14 protein-coding genes are annotated in these 13,844 nt (G+C 67.3%); 8 read left to right on the forward strand and 6 right to left on the reverse strand.

Annotation, left to right across the window (positions count from 1 at the left end):
• Positions 1–92: 92 nt before the first annotated feature.
• The 5 genes from AC1Q7Q_RS35735 to msrQ all read left to right on the forward strand — a co-directional run bounded on the left by AC1Q7Q_RS35735 (position 93) and on the right by msrQ (position 3,868).
• Positions 93–545: a COG4315 family predicted lipoprotein gene (locus tag AC1Q7Q_RS35735; protein ID WP_492373442.1), complete on the forward strand. Its 453-nt coding sequence runs from the start codon at positions 93–95 to the stop codon at positions 543–545.
• Between the two features lie 24 nt (positions 546–569).
• Complete coding sequence (locus tag AC1Q7Q_RS35740; RefSeq protein ID WP_492387273.1) at positions 570–1,127, forward strand: RNA polymerase sigma factor; 558 nt, start codon at positions 570–572, stop codon at positions 1,125–1,127.
• On the forward strand, positions 1,124–1,948 hold the full coding sequence (locus AC1Q7Q_RS35745) for an anti-sigma factor family protein (protein WP_492387274.1): 825 nt from the start codon (positions 1,124–1,126) through the stop codon (positions 1,946–1,948). Before AC1Q7Q_RS35740 ends, AC1Q7Q_RS35745 begins: the two co-directional genes overlap by 4 nt.
• Positions 1,949–2,168: 220 nt before the next feature.
• The gene (msrP, locus tag AC1Q7Q_RS35750) at positions 2,169–3,170 is read left to right on the forward strand and encodes a protein-methionine-sulfoxide reductase catalytic subunit MsrP (RefSeq protein ID WP_492373443.1); all 1,002 of its coding nucleotides are present in this window, start codon (positions 2,169–2,171) and stop codon (positions 3,168–3,170) included.
• Between the two features lie 14 nt (positions 3,171–3,184).
• Entirely contained in the window at positions 3,185–3,868 is a 684-nt protein-coding gene (msrQ, locus tag AC1Q7Q_RS35755; RefSeq protein WP_492373444.1) for a protein-methionine-sulfoxide reductase heme-binding subunit MsrQ, read from the forward strand.
• A gap of 3 nt (positions 3,869–3,871) precedes the next feature.
• Here the strand turns inward: msrQ and AC1Q7Q_RS35760 are convergent, their stop codons facing one another.
• From AC1Q7Q_RS35760 to lptM, 5 genes are read right to left on the reverse strand one after another with little or no spacing between them, the layout of a single operon-like run.
• Positions 3,872–4,927 (reverse strand): Rieske 2Fe-2S domain-containing protein, encoded by a 1,056-nt coding sequence (locus AC1Q7Q_RS35760; RefSeq protein WP_492373445.1) that lies wholly within the window; start codon positions 4,925–4,927, stop codon positions 3,872–3,874.
• Entirely contained in the window at positions 4,924–6,066 is a 1,143-nt protein-coding gene (locus AC1Q7Q_RS35765) for a GNAT family protein (protein ID WP_492373446.1), read from the reverse strand. The genes AC1Q7Q_RS35760 and AC1Q7Q_RS35765 overlap by 4 nt, the downstream gene beginning before the upstream one ends.
• A complete protein-coding gene (locus AC1Q7Q_RS35770) occupies positions 6,063–7,226 on the reverse strand; it encodes an ATP-grasp domain-containing protein (RefSeq protein ID WP_492373447.1) in 1,164 nt (387 codons plus the stop codon). The genes AC1Q7Q_RS35765 and AC1Q7Q_RS35770 overlap by 4 nt, the downstream gene beginning before the upstream one ends.
• Positions 7,227–7,263: 37 nt before the next feature.
• Positions 7,264–8,532 (reverse strand): diaminopimelate decarboxylase, encoded by a 1,269-nt coding sequence (gene lysA, locus AC1Q7Q_RS35775; RefSeq protein WP_492373448.1) that lies wholly within the window; start codon positions 8,530–8,532, stop codon positions 7,264–7,266.
• 2 nt (positions 8,533–8,534) lie between these two features.
• Positions 8,535–8,786, reverse strand: a complete 252-nt coding sequence (gene lptM, locus AC1Q7Q_RS35780; protein WP_492373449.1) for an LPS translocon maturation chaperone LptM — start codon at positions 8,784–8,786, stop codon at positions 8,535–8,537.
• Positions 8,787–8,951: 165 nt separating this feature from the next.
• Between lptM and cyaY the strand changes: the two genes are divergently transcribed.
• Complete coding sequence (gene cyaY / locus AC1Q7Q_RS35785; RefSeq protein WP_043350301.1) at positions 8,952–9,287, forward strand: iron donor protein CyaY; 336 nt, start codon at positions 8,952–8,954, stop codon at positions 9,285–9,287.
• A 77-nt stretch (positions 9,288–9,364) separates the two neighbouring features.
• Here cyaY and AC1Q7Q_RS35790 read toward each other — a convergent pair whose 3' ends face one another.
• Entirely contained in the window at positions 9,365–11,737 is a 2,373-nt protein-coding gene (locus tag AC1Q7Q_RS35790) for a penicillin-binding protein 1A (protein WP_492373450.1), read from the reverse strand.
• Between the two features lie 371 nt (positions 11,738–12,108).
• Here AC1Q7Q_RS35790 and pilM point away from each other — a divergent pair, with 371 nt between their 5' ends.
• Complete coding sequence (gene pilM, locus AC1Q7Q_RS35795) at positions 12,109–13,179, forward strand: type IV pilus assembly protein PilM (RefSeq protein WP_492373451.1); 1,071 nt, start codon at positions 12,109–12,111, stop codon at positions 13,177–13,179.
• 18 nt (positions 13,180–13,197) lie between these two features.
• Entirely contained in the window at positions 13,198–13,842 is a 645-nt protein-coding gene (locus AC1Q7Q_RS35800; protein ID WP_492373452.1) for a PilN domain-containing protein, read from the forward strand.
• Positions 13,843–13,844: the final 2 nt, after the last annotated feature.

Here is a 13,844-nt window from a genome sequence, read left to right on the forward strand (position 1 = left end):
TTTTCGCCCGAATGGAATAAAGCCGTCACATCCGGTGTTTACTGAAGGGACGGCGCCGGCTGGCGGTGCCGCATCGCATGGAGATCGACATCATGGCCCTTTCCCGTCCCAACGCAGTAGTCGCTTCCCTCGCATCGTTGTCCCGTCCCGCCGTGCTCGCGCTCGCTTCCGCCGCGGTCCTGCTGTCCGCCTGTTCGGGCATGGGCAGCATGGGTGGCATGGGTAGCAGCGCCGGCAATATGCCGCCCACGGTGAAAGTTGCCGGTGGCACGTTGACCGATCCCCAGGGCCTGACGCTCTACACGTTCGATCGTGACACGGCTGGCAAGAGCGCTTGCAATGGCGGCTGCGCCACCAACTGGCCACCCCTGATGGCCGCGCCCGGCACCAGCGCCACGGGCGACTACAGCGTGATCACGCGCGACGATGGCGGCAAGCAATGGGCCTATCGCGGTAAGCCGCTCTACCGTTTCTCCAAGGATGCCAAGCCGGGCGACCGCGCGGGCGACAACTTCAACAACGCCTGGCACGCGGCAACGCCTTGATACGGGTGAGGGCGGCCTGACGGCATGGACGGCTTCGACCGCCAACTGGTGGCGCTGGGGCCGCGCTTGCGGCGCCACGCCCGGGGCCTGACCGGTGACGCGGCGTCCGCCGACGACCTGGTGCAGGACACGCTCGAGCGCGCGCTGCGCTACCGCTGGCGCTTTCGCCTGCGCGCGGGCGCCTGGTGGGGCGATGGCGCGGATGGACTGCTGTCTTGGCTGCTGACCATGATGCACCGGCTGCGTGTGAACGCGTACCGTCGCGCCGACCTGGTGACTTATACCGATACGCTGCCCGACGTACCCAGTGCTGCGCCTGAGCCCGGCCTGCGGCTGGACTTGGCGCGGGCGCTGGCCCGCTTGCCCGAGGCGCAGCGCGCGGTGATGCTGCTGGTCGGCCTGGAGCAGCTTAGCTACGCCGAGGCGGCGCAGGTGCTGGCGGTGCCGGTGGGCACCGTGATGTCGCGGCTGTCGCGGGCTCGGGAGCAGATGCGCATGCTGATGGACGGCGCGCCAGCCAAGGCGGCCGAGGCGAACCCGCAGGCCGCCGGCCGCGCGGCCGGACTGCAGCGAGTCAAATGATGTCCCCAGTCAACGAAGCCGATCTCCACGCCTATGCCGATGGCCAGCTCGATCCCGCCCGACGCGCCGAGGTGGAGGCGTACCTGGCCGCCCATCCCGAGGCCGGGGAGCGCGTGGGAGGCTGGCGGCGGCAGACGGAAGAATTGCACGCGGCATTCGACGGCGTGCTCAATGAATCCGTGCCGCTGGCGGCACTTCCATCAAGGCTGCGCGGCAGTCGCCGCGATGCGGCGCGGCGACCCAGTGGCTGGAGCATGGCGCTGGCCGGCAGCCTTGCCTCGCTGGCGGTAGGCGGCGCAATCGGGTGGATTGCGCACGATCGCGCGGACACGCTGGCGGCCGGGGCGCCGTCGGTGGAGCGCTTCGCGCGCGAAGCGCTGGCCAGCCATGTCGTCTATGCGCCGGAGGTGCGCCATCCGGTCGAGGTGGCGGCCACCGATGAAGCCCATCTTGTTGCCTGGCTGTCCAAGCGCCTGGGGGCACCGCTGCGGGTGCCGGACCTGCGCGCCCAGGGATTCCACCTGATCGGGGGCCGTCTCGGGGTGGCCGAGGGCGGCCCGTCGGCCATCCTGATGTACGAGGCCGACGACGGCACCCGGCTGTCGCTGCAACTGCGGCACATGGCGCGCGACACGCCCGATACGGGCTTCCGGCTGGAGCGCATGGGCCCGGGGCCAAGCGAGCGTCCCGCCGCTGCGGCGCGTACCATGGCCTTTTACTGGGTAGACCGGGATCTTGGCTTCGCGCTGGCCGGGCCGCTGGAACGTGCACCCTTGCTGGCACTGGCGGAGGCTGTTTACCGGCAGTATCAGGGCGGTTGAGCCTCACACATGCATTGCGCGGGGCACCCTGCATCCGTTTGCCGGCCACAATGCATACGAAGGCCGGGCGAGGCGACGACGACGGGCCTTAAAGAAAGATGTCAGGATTCCCTCGCTCCAACCGACTCAAGCGCAAGTCCAATCGTGCAGGCGGGCCCCGCCCGGGCCAGGCACGAACGGTGAACCGCATTTTGCATATGGCACGCAACGAGGAACAACGATGCTGATCCCCTCTCCGAAATGGCTACGCGGCGACGACATTGCCGCCAGCGAGATCACGCCCCGCGGTGTTTTCGACGCGCGGCGCCGCCTGCTGGCGCTGGCTGCCGCGGGCGCAACGGGGAGCACGCTGGCGCCATGGTTCGCACGTGATGCGCATGCCCAGGCGCCGCGCGGGCAGAGGCTGCCGGCCACGCCCAACAATGCCTACGTGGTGCCCGAGAAGCGCACGCCTTACGAGGATGTCACCACGTACAACAACTACTACGAATTCGGTACCGACAAAGCGGACCCGGCGCACAATGCCGGCACGCTGCGGACCCGGCCGTGGCAGGTCGCGGTCGAAGGCCTGGTGAAGAAGCCCAAGGTCTACGACATCGACGAACTCGTGCGCCTGATGCCGATGGAAGAGCGGGTCTACCGGCTGCGCTGCGTCGAGGGCTGGTCGATGGTGATTCCGTGGAGCGGCTACGCGCTGGCCGAGCTGGTCCGCCGCGTCGAGCCGCAGCCGGGCGCGAAGTACGTGGAGTTCGTCACGCTCAACGACAAGAAGCAGATGCCGGGCGTCAGCGCTCGCGTGCTGGACTGGCCCTACACCGAAGGCCTGCGCATGGATGAGGCGATGCACCCGCTGACCTTGCTGGCCTTTGGCCTGTACGGAGAGGTGCTGCCCAACCAGAACGGCGCGCCCGTGCGTGTGGTGGTGCCTTGGAAGTACGGCTTCAAGAGTGCCAAGTCCATCGTCAAGATCCGCTTCGTCGACAAGCAGCCCGCCACTAGCTGGAACCTGGCCGCGGCGCAGGAGTACGGTTTTTACTCCAACGTGAACCCGGACGTGGATCACCCGCGCTGGAGTCAGGCCACGGAGCGCCGCATCGGCGAGGACAAAGGCAGCGGCTTTGGCGCGCTGTTCGCGCCCAAGCGCAAGACGCTGCCATTCAACGGCTACGCGCAGCAGGTGGCATCGCTGTACCAGGGCATGGACCTGCGGAAGTTCTTCTGATGGCGCCACCGGATATGTCCCCATCGCGCCTGGCAGTGCGCCCGTCGCGGGCGGCCGGGCAGCGCGGGCTCGCGACGCTTGCGCCGGAACGCGTGCGCACGGTGAAGGTGGCGGTGTGGCTGCTTGCCGTGCTGCCTTTCTTGCGGCTGCTTTATCTCGGCTTTGCCGATCAGTTCGGCGCCAATCCGCTGGAGTTCGTCACGCGCTCGACCGGCACCTGGACGCTGGTCATGCTGTGCGTCACGCTGGCGGTGACGCCGCTGCGCCGGCTCACGGGTTGGAACTGGCTGATCCGGCTGCGCCGCATGCTCGGGCTCTTTGCCTTCTTCTACGCGCTGCAGCATTTCCTGTTGTGGCTTGCCGTGGACCGGGGCTTCGATGTGGCCTACATGATCAAGGACATCGCCAAGCGCCCCTTCATCACGGTGGGGTTTGCCGCCTTCGTGCTGATGGTGCCGCTGGCGGCCACCTCGGCCAATGCCATGGTCAAGTGGCTGGGTGGCAAGCGCTGGCAAGGGCTGCACCGGGCGGTGTACGCCATCGCCGTGCTGGCGATCCTGCACTACTGGTGGCATAAGGCAGGCAAGCACGACTTTGGCACGGTATCGATCTATGCCGCCGTGGTGTTCGGCTTGTTGGCGATGCGGGTCTGGTGGTGGTGGCGCAAGCCCGCAACGGGCCTCAACGCACAGCGGTAGAGCTCAAAGGTAGAGCGTGATTTCGCGCTCGGCAGGGCGGGGCGGCTGCCCAGCTTGGGGGAGCCATAGGGATTCAAGATGGCCCCGGACCAGGTCCAGCTCCGTCGAGCAGTGGCGCCGCCCCGGAAAGCGCCGCAGGTTGTCGGATTGCAGCGCCAGCATTGCTTGGTCCTGACGCGCCACGCGCCTCAAGAGGGGCCATGCCAGCAACCGCACCGCCCATGCCGGCGCCCATCGCCCGGCCACGTGCAGGGTGGCAAATACGTGGGTTTGCGTCGTGCTTTCCGGTGTGAAATTCAGCGTGATCCAGAGCCGGCTGCCGTTGGCGTAGCGATAGTCGATCTGGGCCGTGCCCGCGCCGCTGAAATGCGCGCTCTCGCCGGTCCGTGGCGACTCGAACAAGCGATACAGCAGCCCGGACTGCATCGGCTGGTCGAGGTAGTCGACCGTGAACCCCCGTGGCGTATTCGACAAGCGGGCCCGCACCGGCGCGCGTTCGCCATCCTTGCGCACCAGCCCAGGATGCACCGTGTGCGTGTGCAACGGATCCAGGAAGTTCTCGATCGCGTCCAGCACATGGGCTTGCCAGCGGCTTTGCCACAGGAAGCGCCGGGAGCCGGCGGGCAGGGTGGCGACCGGCGCCGGCAGTGAGCGCGAGTCCTGCGCGGCTTGGCTGTCGGCCGCGGGCATCTCCGGGCCCGGCCGCAGCCAGACCAGCCCGTCATGCTCCAGGACCGGCAGGCGGCGCACGCCAACCTGCGGCAGGCAGGCTTCGGGCGCCAATCCGGGCACCGCGCTGCAGCGCCCGTCCGCGCCGAAGGTCCAGCCGTGGTACGGGCAGCTCACGCCAAGCGGGCCGATGCGCCCATGCGACAGCGGCGCTTGCCGGTGCAGGCAGCGGTCCTCGCAGGCCAGGATCTCGCCGGAGGGCAGGCGTGCCAGCATCAGTGGGCGATCCAGCACCGTGACCGCCAGCGGGCGGGTATGCAGCGCACTGCTGCGCGCCACGGCGAACCATTGCGAGAAGACGGATTCTGGCCAGGGTGTGGATAACGTCATAGCTGGAACCGTTGCATGACAGGCACCCCGACGTGCGTGGCCAGCGAGCGCAGCAGCCCGATGCCGGCGCGCAGCGGCAGCGCCAGGTGCGCCGCATACACCGCGCTGTATTCGATTGCCGCCTGGCCGCCGCGCAGGCGCTTGAAGTGGCCCGCGCCAGCGCTCAGGTTGATGCCACAGCCGGTCTCGATGGCGCGCGCGAACACCGTTGCCATCAGCAGCCGGTACAGCCCCAGCGGGGCCGGCAGGGCCGTGTTGTAGCCGACCACCGGCGCGGTGATGATGCCGCCCTGCACGAACAGGCCCACCACGGCCTGCAGTTGCCCTTGCCTGTCGCGCCAGCCATGCAACTCCAGCAGCCCCGCCTCATGCCAGTGGCGCATGAAGGCGGCGGTGTAGTGCGGGTTGAGGCGGGAGTATTTGTCGAGGTACAGCAGCCCGTAGAGGGCGGCGATCCGCTCGTAGTCATCCTCCCGGCCGGCGGCTGCCCCGATGCTTTCGTTGCCGGCTCGTGCCAGCTCGGAGCGCTGCATCTCGCGCAGGTCGCGCTTGAGGTTGGCATGGCGTCCCTTGGCCAGGTCCGCGGCCTCGAAGCACCACACTTGGCGGCTCGGTACCAGGCTGAAACCCTCGGCCGCCAGTGCCGCCAGCCAGTCGGGGTGCTGGCGCGTATTGAGCGAGCGAAACCACAGCGCGTGGCGCGGCCAGCGGGCGCGGGCCTGGGCGATGGTGTGTTGCAGCGCGCTGGTGTCGAGCGCGGGATACAGGTTGGTCGACAGCAGCCAATTGTTGATGGCCACCGCGCGGTCGACGCCGGCAGCGCCCAGCCAGCGACCGTAGCCGCGGCACAGCAGGCGCAGCGGCAACGCCAGCGCGCCGTGCAGATGGCGGTCGATTTCCTCGCCCGCGTAGCGGCAATATGTGGTCAGCGGAGAGCAGACCCAGGCCGCGGTGGCATCGGCTTTGCCACTGTCAACCGTGACCGGCATGGCCCAATCGCCGGCACGGAGCAGGCCGACCTGGCTTTGCAGGTTGCGTACGAGTTGCGGGGTGGGCACCCGGGCATGCAGCGCCGACAGGCTTTGCGCGCAGCGATTGAATCGCGATGCTGCGCCGTTGTCGCCCGAGAGCATCGTCAAGGCGAGAGCTCCTCGCCATCCCATTCGATATCCCGCGTGGTGGCGGCCCGCAGGCTGCAGCGCCGGCTGAGGGCAAGCCGCCCGTAGGCGGCAAGATCGCGCAGGGCGCCCAGCAGCGGCGCGCGGTCGCCGGGCCGGGTGATCACGTCGTCGGCGCCGGCAAAGGCCCGGCGCCATTCTCCCAGCCTGCCGCGCCTCGCCATGTCGTAGAGCCCGGCACTCGCCATGACCGCGGTGATCATGCGCGGGCGCTGCGCCGATGGCGTGATGCAGTCACGCACGGCCGCGTCCCCGGCCAGCGCCGCCGGCACGGCGTCGTCCAGGCCGAACAAGTGCAGGCCGCTGGTAGCGCGCGGGTTGCATTCGAGCACGGTGGGGTGGGCCGGATCGGCCTCGATCCAGTCGAAGGCGATCTGCCCGGTGAAGCCGATCCTGGCCACCAGCGTTTCGACGCAACGCTGGATAGCGGCGGATTCATGGTGCGCAAAGTAGAAGCTGGCGCTTTGGCTGAGCCGGTGGGCGGGGCGGTAGGCAGCGTGCGCGAGCAGCCGGCCTTGATGCGCGATGCTGTAGGAGCAGATTTCCGGCCCAGCCACAAAGTGCTGGGCCACCCAGCGGCCGTGTGCGGGCAGCGGCGGCGCAGCGGTGGGTACGCCTTGCGGGTACAGCCGCAGGTGTGCGCCGAAGCGGGAATACTCGGGTTTGAGCACCAGCGGCGTGGCGCCGGCCCAGGCGCGTGCCTGGCCGAGGCAGTCCACCAGCGCGCTGTCGGCGACGCGAAATCCGCACTCACGCGCCAGCGCCAAGAACTGCCACTTGCTGTGCAGGCCGCGCAGCTTGTCGAAGTCGTCGACGGCCACGGTGAGTGTTGCCGGCAGCTTGGCGCGGTGGCGGGAGAGAAAGAAGACTTCTTCGCAGGTTGGCACCACCAGGTCGATGCGATGCTGGTGCACGGCCTGGCGCAGGTCCTCGACAAAACGGGCCGGCTCGGTCCGCGGCGGCGCGAGCCGCACGGTGGCGCAGACGGCGCGCGATGCGCCGGCCGTATGGCAGGGGATGCTGTCCGCCACCACCGAGCGCCACCCCTGGCAGGCAAAGCGGCGCGCGTGATCGAGCGCCACGGGCGCGCGCCCGCCCAGGATCAGGACGCTGGGGGCCATTGGGGGGGGCGCGAGTGGTGGCGCAGAGGGCGGGAGCTTAGCCTTGCAGCAGGCGTTCGTCGCGGAACAGGTCGGCCACGTGCTCGCGGCCGCGCACCAGGTGCACGTCGTCGCCGTCGACCATGACTTCGGCCGCGCGCGGGCGGGTATTGTAGTTGGAGCTCATGACAAAGCCATAGGCACCGGCCGACATCACGGCCAGCAGGTCGCCCGGCTGCACCGCCAGGGCGCGGTCGCGGCCGAGCCAGTCGCCGGATTCGCACACCGGGCCGACCACGTCGTAGGTCAGGGCGGTGGCCTGCGCAGCCTCGCGCAGCTGCACGGGCTCGATGCGGTGGTAGGCCTCGTACATGGCAGGGCGGGCCAGGTCGTTCATGGCCGCGTCGACGATGCAGAAGTTCTTGGCTGCGCCCGGCTTGAGGAACTCGACCTGGGTCAGCAGCACGCCGGCGTTGCCCACCAGCGAGCGGCCCGGCTCGAACAGCACCTCGCGATGGCCATGGCCGCGCTCGGCCACGCGGTCCAGCAGCGTGCGGGCAAAGCCGGTGATGTCCGGCGGGGTTTCGTCGTCGTAAGTGATGCCGAGCCCACCACCTACGTCGATGTGTTCAAGGTTGATGCCTTCGCGTTCCAGCGCTTCCACCACGTCCAGCACCTTGTCCAGTGCTTCCAGGTAAGGGGCGACCTCGGTGATCTGCGAGCCGATATGGCAGTCGATGCCCGCGATATCCAGGTGCGGCAGCGCGGCGGCGGCGCGGTAGGTCGGCAGCACGTCCTCGAAGGCGACGCCGAACTTGTTGCCCTTCAGGCCAGTGGAGATATACGGGTGGGTCTTGGCGTCCACATCCGGGTTAATGCGCAGCGACACGCGCGCGCGCTTGCCCAGGCGGCCGGCCACGGCATTGAGGCGGTCCAGCTCGGGGATTGACTCCACGTTGAACGACAGCACATCGTGCTGGAGCGCCAGTTCCATCTCGGCGGTGGTCTTGCCCACGCCCGAGAACACTACCTTGCGCGGATCTGCGCCCACCGCCAGCACGCGCTGCAGCTCGCCGCCCGACACGATGTCGAAGCCCGCGCCGAGCCTGGCAAAGACCTGCAGGATCGCCAGGTTCGAATTGGCCTTCATGGCGTACTGCACGCGCGCGCGGCGCCCCTGGCACGCAGCGGCGTAGGCCTGGTAGGCGGCGGTCAGCGCGGCGCGCGAGTAGACGTAGGTAGGGGTGCCGTATTCGGCGGCAATACGCGCGAGCGGCACGTGCTCGACGCTCAGGGCGCCGTCGTGGCGATGGAAGAAGGCGGTCATGGTTATTTGGCGGTGGGAGTGGCGGCCGGCACTGCGTCCGGAGCCGTGGCGGGTGCCGCTGTGGCGGCGGAGCCCTTGGGGGCCGCCGGATTTGGCACGGCCGGGTTGCCCAGGCCTGGATCCGGTACGCCCGGCTGCGCCGGTGCGGGAGGCTGCTTGGGCATCGTCAGCGGGCCGCGGATGCCACATCCCGACAGCAGGGGCATCGCAAGGCTGGCGGCAAACGCCGATACAATCGCAACACGACGCAACATCGGGTCGTCCTTAAAATGTCGTTCAGGGTCGTCCCCGATCGTCCCGGAGTGTCCCTCAAGCGGAGCGCGGCGGGACCACCGGAAATACGAAGTACTTTTCAATACGCTGCCGGCTACGGCGCTACATCGCTATAGCGGCGCTGGCCGGCGGTCTTGGAGTTTAGCATGCCCCCCATGAGTGAAAGTGAGTTCCTGGCGCTGGCCCAGCAAGAGCTGGACCGGCTGGAAAGCGCGGTGGAAACCGCCGCCGACGCGGCCGACGCCGACATCGAAATCAACCGTGCCGGCAATCTCATGGAGCTCGAATTCGAAGACGGCTCCAAGATCATCGTCAACAGCCAGGCGCCCATGCAGGAACTGTGGGTGGCCGCGCGCTCGGGCGGTTTCCATTTTCGCCATGATGGCCAGCGCTGGGTCGATACGCGCGGCGGCGGTGAGCTGTATGCGGCGCTATCGGGCTACGTGAGCCAGCAGGCGGGGGTGACGCTGAAACTGGCCTGAGCGCTCTCGCCCAGGCACGAAAAAGCCGGCGCGAAGCCGGCTTTTTCATTGGCGGGAAGCTGTCCCGGCGGGGCCCCTCAGCCGCCGCCGAACATTTCCAGGATGCGCTTCTTCTCTGCCTCGACGTCGGCGGGCGATTGCGTGCTTTCGTCCGGCTTGCCAGGCCACGGATCGCCCAGGCCAACCGAAGCCACGCCGGCGCCGCCCGCGTTTTCCTCGAAGGTCCAGTCGCCGCCCACCATGACCACGCCTTCCGGAGCCTGGCGTTCGGGGAGCTCTGGTACGCCCTTGAGCATCTTGCCCATGTAGCCCACCCAGATCGGCAGCGCGAGGCCACCGCCGGTCTCACGCACACCCAGGCTCTTGGGCTGGTCGTAGCCCATCCAGGCGATGGCCACCAGCTTGGGCGTGTAGCCGGCGAACCAGGCGTCGACGGCGTCGTTGGTGGTGCCGGTCTTGCCGGCCAGGTCGTTGCGGCCCAGGCGTTGCTTGGCGCTGTTGGCCGTGCCGCTGCGCACTACCTCACGCAGCATGGTGTCGGCGATAAAGGCGGTGCGGGCATCCAGCACGCGTACCGCATCCGCGCCGGCGCGCTGGGGCTTGGTTTCGGAGATCACGTTGCCGCGCGCATCGACCACCTTCTGGATCAGGTAGGGATTGACGCGGTAGCCGCCGTTGGCAAAGACCGAGTAGGCGCCAGCCATCTGCAGCGGCGTGACGCTGCCAGCGCCCAGCGCCATCGGCAGGTAAGCCGGGTGCTTGTCGGCGTCAAAGCCAAAGCGCGTGATGTAGTCCTGGGCGTACTGGGTGCCGATGGCGCGCAGGATGCGCACCGACACCAGGTTCTTGGACTTGGCCAGCGCGCGGCGCATGGTCATCGGGCCTTCGAACTTGCCGTCGTAGTTCTTCGGCTCCCAGACCTGGCCACCGTTATCGCTGATCGACAGCGGCGCGTCATTGATCACCGTGGCAGGGGAGAATCCCTTTTCCAGTGCCGCGGAGTAGATGAACGGCTTGAAGCTGGAGCCGGGCTGGCGCCAGGCCTGCGTCACGTGGTTGAACTTGTTGCGGTTGAAATCGAAACCGCCAACCATCGAGCGGATCTCGCCGTCTTCCGGATTGAGCGAGATAAATGCGGCGGATACTTCCGGCAACTGCGTGACCGTCCACGCGCCTTTCTCGTCCTGTGTCACGCGAATGATCGCGCCCGGCCGGATCTTGGCCTTGGGTTGCGCATTGGCCGCCAGCGACGGCGCGATGAAGCGCAGCGCCTGGCCTTCGATGGTGGCGACTTCGCCGGACAGCAGCGTGGCGGTGACCTGCTTGGCCGTCACGCTGGTGACCACGGCCGAGCGCAGGTCGTCGCTGCCCGGGTGCTCCAGCAGTGCGTCGTCGATGGCCTGCTCGCGCTCGTCCGCGCCGGCGGGCAGGTCGATAAAGGCCTCGGGGCCGCGGTAGCCGTGGCGGCGCTCGTAATTCATGATGCCAGAGCGCACCGCCTCATAGGCGGCGTCCTGGTCGGGCTTGTTCAGCGTGGTGTAGACGGTCAGGCCGCGGGTGTAGGTTTCCTCGCGGTATTGCGCGTACATCAACTGGCGCACGATCTCGGCCACGTACTCGGCGTGGGTGGAGAACTCATTGCCCTCGCCGCGCACCTTCAGTTCCTCGTGGATGGCCTGGTCGTATTGCTCGGGCGTGAGGTAGCGCAGGTCGCGCATGCGCTGCAGGATGTACTCTTGGCGCACCTTGGCGCGCTTGGGGTTGACCACCGGGTTGTAGGCCGACGGCGCTTTGGGCAGGCCGGCCAGCATGGCGGCCTCGGCCGGCGTCACGTCCTTGATCGACTTGCCGAAATACACCCGGGCCGCGCTGGCAAAGCCATAGGCGCGCTGCCCCAGGTAGATCTGGTTCATGTACAGCTCGAGGATCTGGTCCTTGGACAGGTTGGCCTCGATCTTGTACGCCAGCAGCATTTCATACAGCTTGCGGGTGTACGTCTTTTCGCTGGAGAGGAAGAAGTTGCGCGCCACCTGCATGGTGATGGTGGAGGCGCCCTGCGACAGGCCGCCGCGCAGGTTGGCCAGCCCAGCGCGCAGCACGCCGACGAAGTCGACGCCGCCGTGTTCGTAGAAGCGATCGTCCTCGATGGCCAGCACGGCCTTCTTCATCACGTCCGGTATTTCCGTAATCGGCACGAAATTGCGCCGTTCCTCGCCGAACTCACCAATGAGCACGTTATCGGCCGTGTAGATCCGCAATGGGATCTTCGGGCGGTAATCCGTGATGGTGTCGAGCGATGGCAGGTTGGGCGCGGCCACCAGCAGCGCGTATCCCACCAGCAGTGCCACCGCCACGATCCCGGCCACCAGCAGGCCCAGGGCCCAAAAGGTTAGCCGCATCCAGATCGGACGTCGGGCAGGTAGGGACGGCTTCTGTTGTGCTGTGGCCATAAGGGAAATACCTAGTTAGAGGTGCCGGGATTATATCTCCCGGGATACTCCGCTCCCGGCGCGTTGTGGCGCGCAAGCCGCTATCGCGCTGTTACAAGATGTAATGGGATTGAGATCTGCATGAAACGAAAAGATGGGCGAAGTGGGTAGGGCGAGGGGCACCGTGGGATTTTGGCAACGCTTTGTGAGGGGTGTTGATGAAAAGCAATCGTGGTCAAACCGGCACATTGCCAGCGCCCCGTTTTTTGGTGAGAATCCACCAACTAAAAGAGCAAAACGTTTCATCCAAGAAACAATACAGACTCGCCAAATTAGAGCAACCAAGCCAAGGCGAGTTCAACGGTCAGGGGGTCACCTTGCGGCGAGGTATCTTGTCGGGGTTGTTGCGCCGTACGACGGTCGGCGTTGACATCGGGTCGTCCAGCGTTAAGGTAGTCGAGCTGTCCGTGGGCAGTGGCAAGAACGACTATCGGCTGGAAAAATGTGCCAGCGAACTGCTGGACCGTAATGCCGTTGCCGATGGCAACGTGGTCAATATCGAAGCCGTTGGCATCGCTCTCAAGCGCGCCCTCGGCAAAGCCGGCATCCGCACCAAGGAGGTGGTGCTCGGCGTGCCTTCGATGCTGACCGAATCGCAGACCGTCAGCCTGCCGGACAACCTGTCCGAGGACGAGCTTTACGTCCAGGTGGAATCCGAGGCGCATCGCCTCTATCCGCCATCGCAGGCCGTCAATTTCGACTTTGCCGTGATCGGCCCCAGCGAAACCGAGGGCGGCATCGGCGTGCGCGTTACCGCGGCAAACAGCGACCGTGTGCAGGAGCGCGTGACCGCTGCCGAAATGGCCGGACTCAAGCCGCTTGTGATGGACGTTGAGGAATACGCGGTGCAGCGCTCCGTGGTGCAGATGCTGGGCGTGTCCGCCGACATCAGCGCCACCGACGCCAAGGAACTGCCCGTGGTGGCCGTGATCCACCTTGGCGGCAGCCGCTCCAAGGCGATCTTCTACCAAGGCTGGAAAGAGCTCTACGAGCAGCCGCTCAACAGCTACGGCGACCAGCTCACCCAGAGCGCGGCGCGCATGTTTACGCTGGACGCGCTCAAGGCCGAGATCAAGAAGCGCAAGAATACGCTGCCCGAAGCCTGGCGCACCCAGTTGCTCAAGCCCTCCCTGGAGGCGCTGGCGGTGGAGGTGCAAGGCGCCGTGCGCAACTTCCTGTCAGCTTCGAGCATCGGCCGGGTCGACGAGATCCTGCTCTCCGGCGGCCATGCTTCGCTGGTCGGCGTGCAAGCCGCGATCGAGCAGCAAACCGAGATCACCACCACGCTGGCCAACCCCTTTGCCAACATGATGACAGCCGTCAAGGTCAACGAGCGCTATCTGCAGCGCGACCTGCCGGCCTACATCGTGAGCGCCGGGCTTGCGCTGCGCGGCCTGCAGTAAGCCAGCGAGGGAAGCCGCATGTCTATCAATTCGATCCCGACAGTCAATCTGCTGCCTTACCACGAGGCCCGCAGGGCCTCGCGGCGCAAGAAGGTCTACGCCCTGCTGGGCGGCGCGGCCGGCGCCGGCGCGCTGGTGGTGCTGCTGGGCGGCATGTACATCGATCACCGGGTCGATGCCGTGTCCAGCCTGAACCAGGTGCTCCTCGCAGAGAACAACCGCATGGACGGGCAGATCCGCGAGGTCAATACGCTGCGCAAGGATATCGAAGGGCTGCTGCAGCGGCAGAAAGCCATCGAGGGCCTGCAGAACGAGCGCAACCGTCCCGTGCAGCTGCTGGAGGAACTGGTGCGCCAGGTGCCCGAAGGCGTGTACCTGACCACCCTCAAGCAGACCGGCGACGCCTTTACCGTGACCGGCATCGCGCAGTCGAACGAGCGTGTGTCGGAGTTGCTGCGCAACCTTAGCCAGGTGCAGTGGCTGGACAAGGCCGAGCTGGGCGAATCCAAGGCCGTGATGATGACCAACAACCTGCGCGAGCAGCGGCGCCTGTTCGATTTCTCCATGCGCTTCGCCTACCGTGCGCCGGAAGCGCCGGAGGACGGCAAGAAGGGCAAGGCCGGCCTCGCCGGCGCGAGTGCGCCAGCAGGCGGAGGGGGCTGACC

Source organism: Cupriavidus sp. GW823-FHT07A04 (genome assembly GCF_058794615.1).

Excerpts from the sequence above, each read along its gene's own strand:
- AC1Q7Q_RS35735 (WP_492373442.1), top strand. The coding sequence starts at position 93 with ATGGCCCTTTCCCGTCCCAACGCAGTAGTCGCTTCCCTCGCATCGTTG.
- AC1Q7Q_RS35740 (WP_492387273.1), top strand. The coding sequence starts at position 570 with ATGGACGGCTTCGACCGCCAACTGGTGGCGCTGGGGCCGCGCTTGCGG.
- AC1Q7Q_RS35745 (WP_492387274.1), top strand. The coding sequence starts at position 1,124 with ATGATGTCCCCAGTCAACGAAGCCGATCTCCACGCCTATGCCGATGGC.
- msrP (WP_492373443.1), top strand. The coding sequence starts at position 2,169 with ATGCTGATCCCCTCTCCGAAATGGCTACGCGGCGACGACATTGCCGCC.
- msrQ (WP_492373444.1), top strand. The coding sequence starts at position 3,185 with ATGTCCCCATCGCGCCTGGCAGTGCGCCCGTCGCGGGCGGCCGGGCAG.
- AC1Q7Q_RS35760 (WP_492373445.1), bottom strand. The coding sequence starts at position 4,927 with ATGACGTTATCCACACCCTGGCCAGAATCCGTCTTCTCGCAATGGTTC.
- AC1Q7Q_RS35770 (WP_492373447.1), bottom strand. The coding sequence starts at position 7,226 with ATGGCCCCCAGCGTCCTGATCCTGGGCGGGCGCGCGCCCGTGGCGCTC.
- lysA (WP_492373448.1), bottom strand. The coding sequence starts at position 8,532 with ATGACCGCCTTCTTCCATCGCCACGACGGCGCCCTGAGCGTCGAGCAC.
- lptM (WP_492373449.1), bottom strand. The coding sequence starts at position 8,786 with ATGTTGCGTCGTGTTGCGATTGTATCGGCGTTTGCCGCCAGCCTTGCG.
- cyaY (WP_043350301.1), top strand. The coding sequence starts at position 8,952 with ATGCCCCCCATGAGTGAAAGTGAGTTCCTGGCGCTGGCCCAGCAAGAG.
- AC1Q7Q_RS35790 (WP_492373450.1), bottom strand. The coding sequence starts at position 11,737 with ATGGCCACAGCACAACAGAAGCCGTCCCTACCTGCCCGACGTCCGATC.
- AC1Q7Q_RS35800 (WP_492373452.1), top strand. The coding sequence starts at position 13,198 with ATGTCTATCAATTCGATCCCGACAGTCAATCTGCTGCCTTACCACGAG.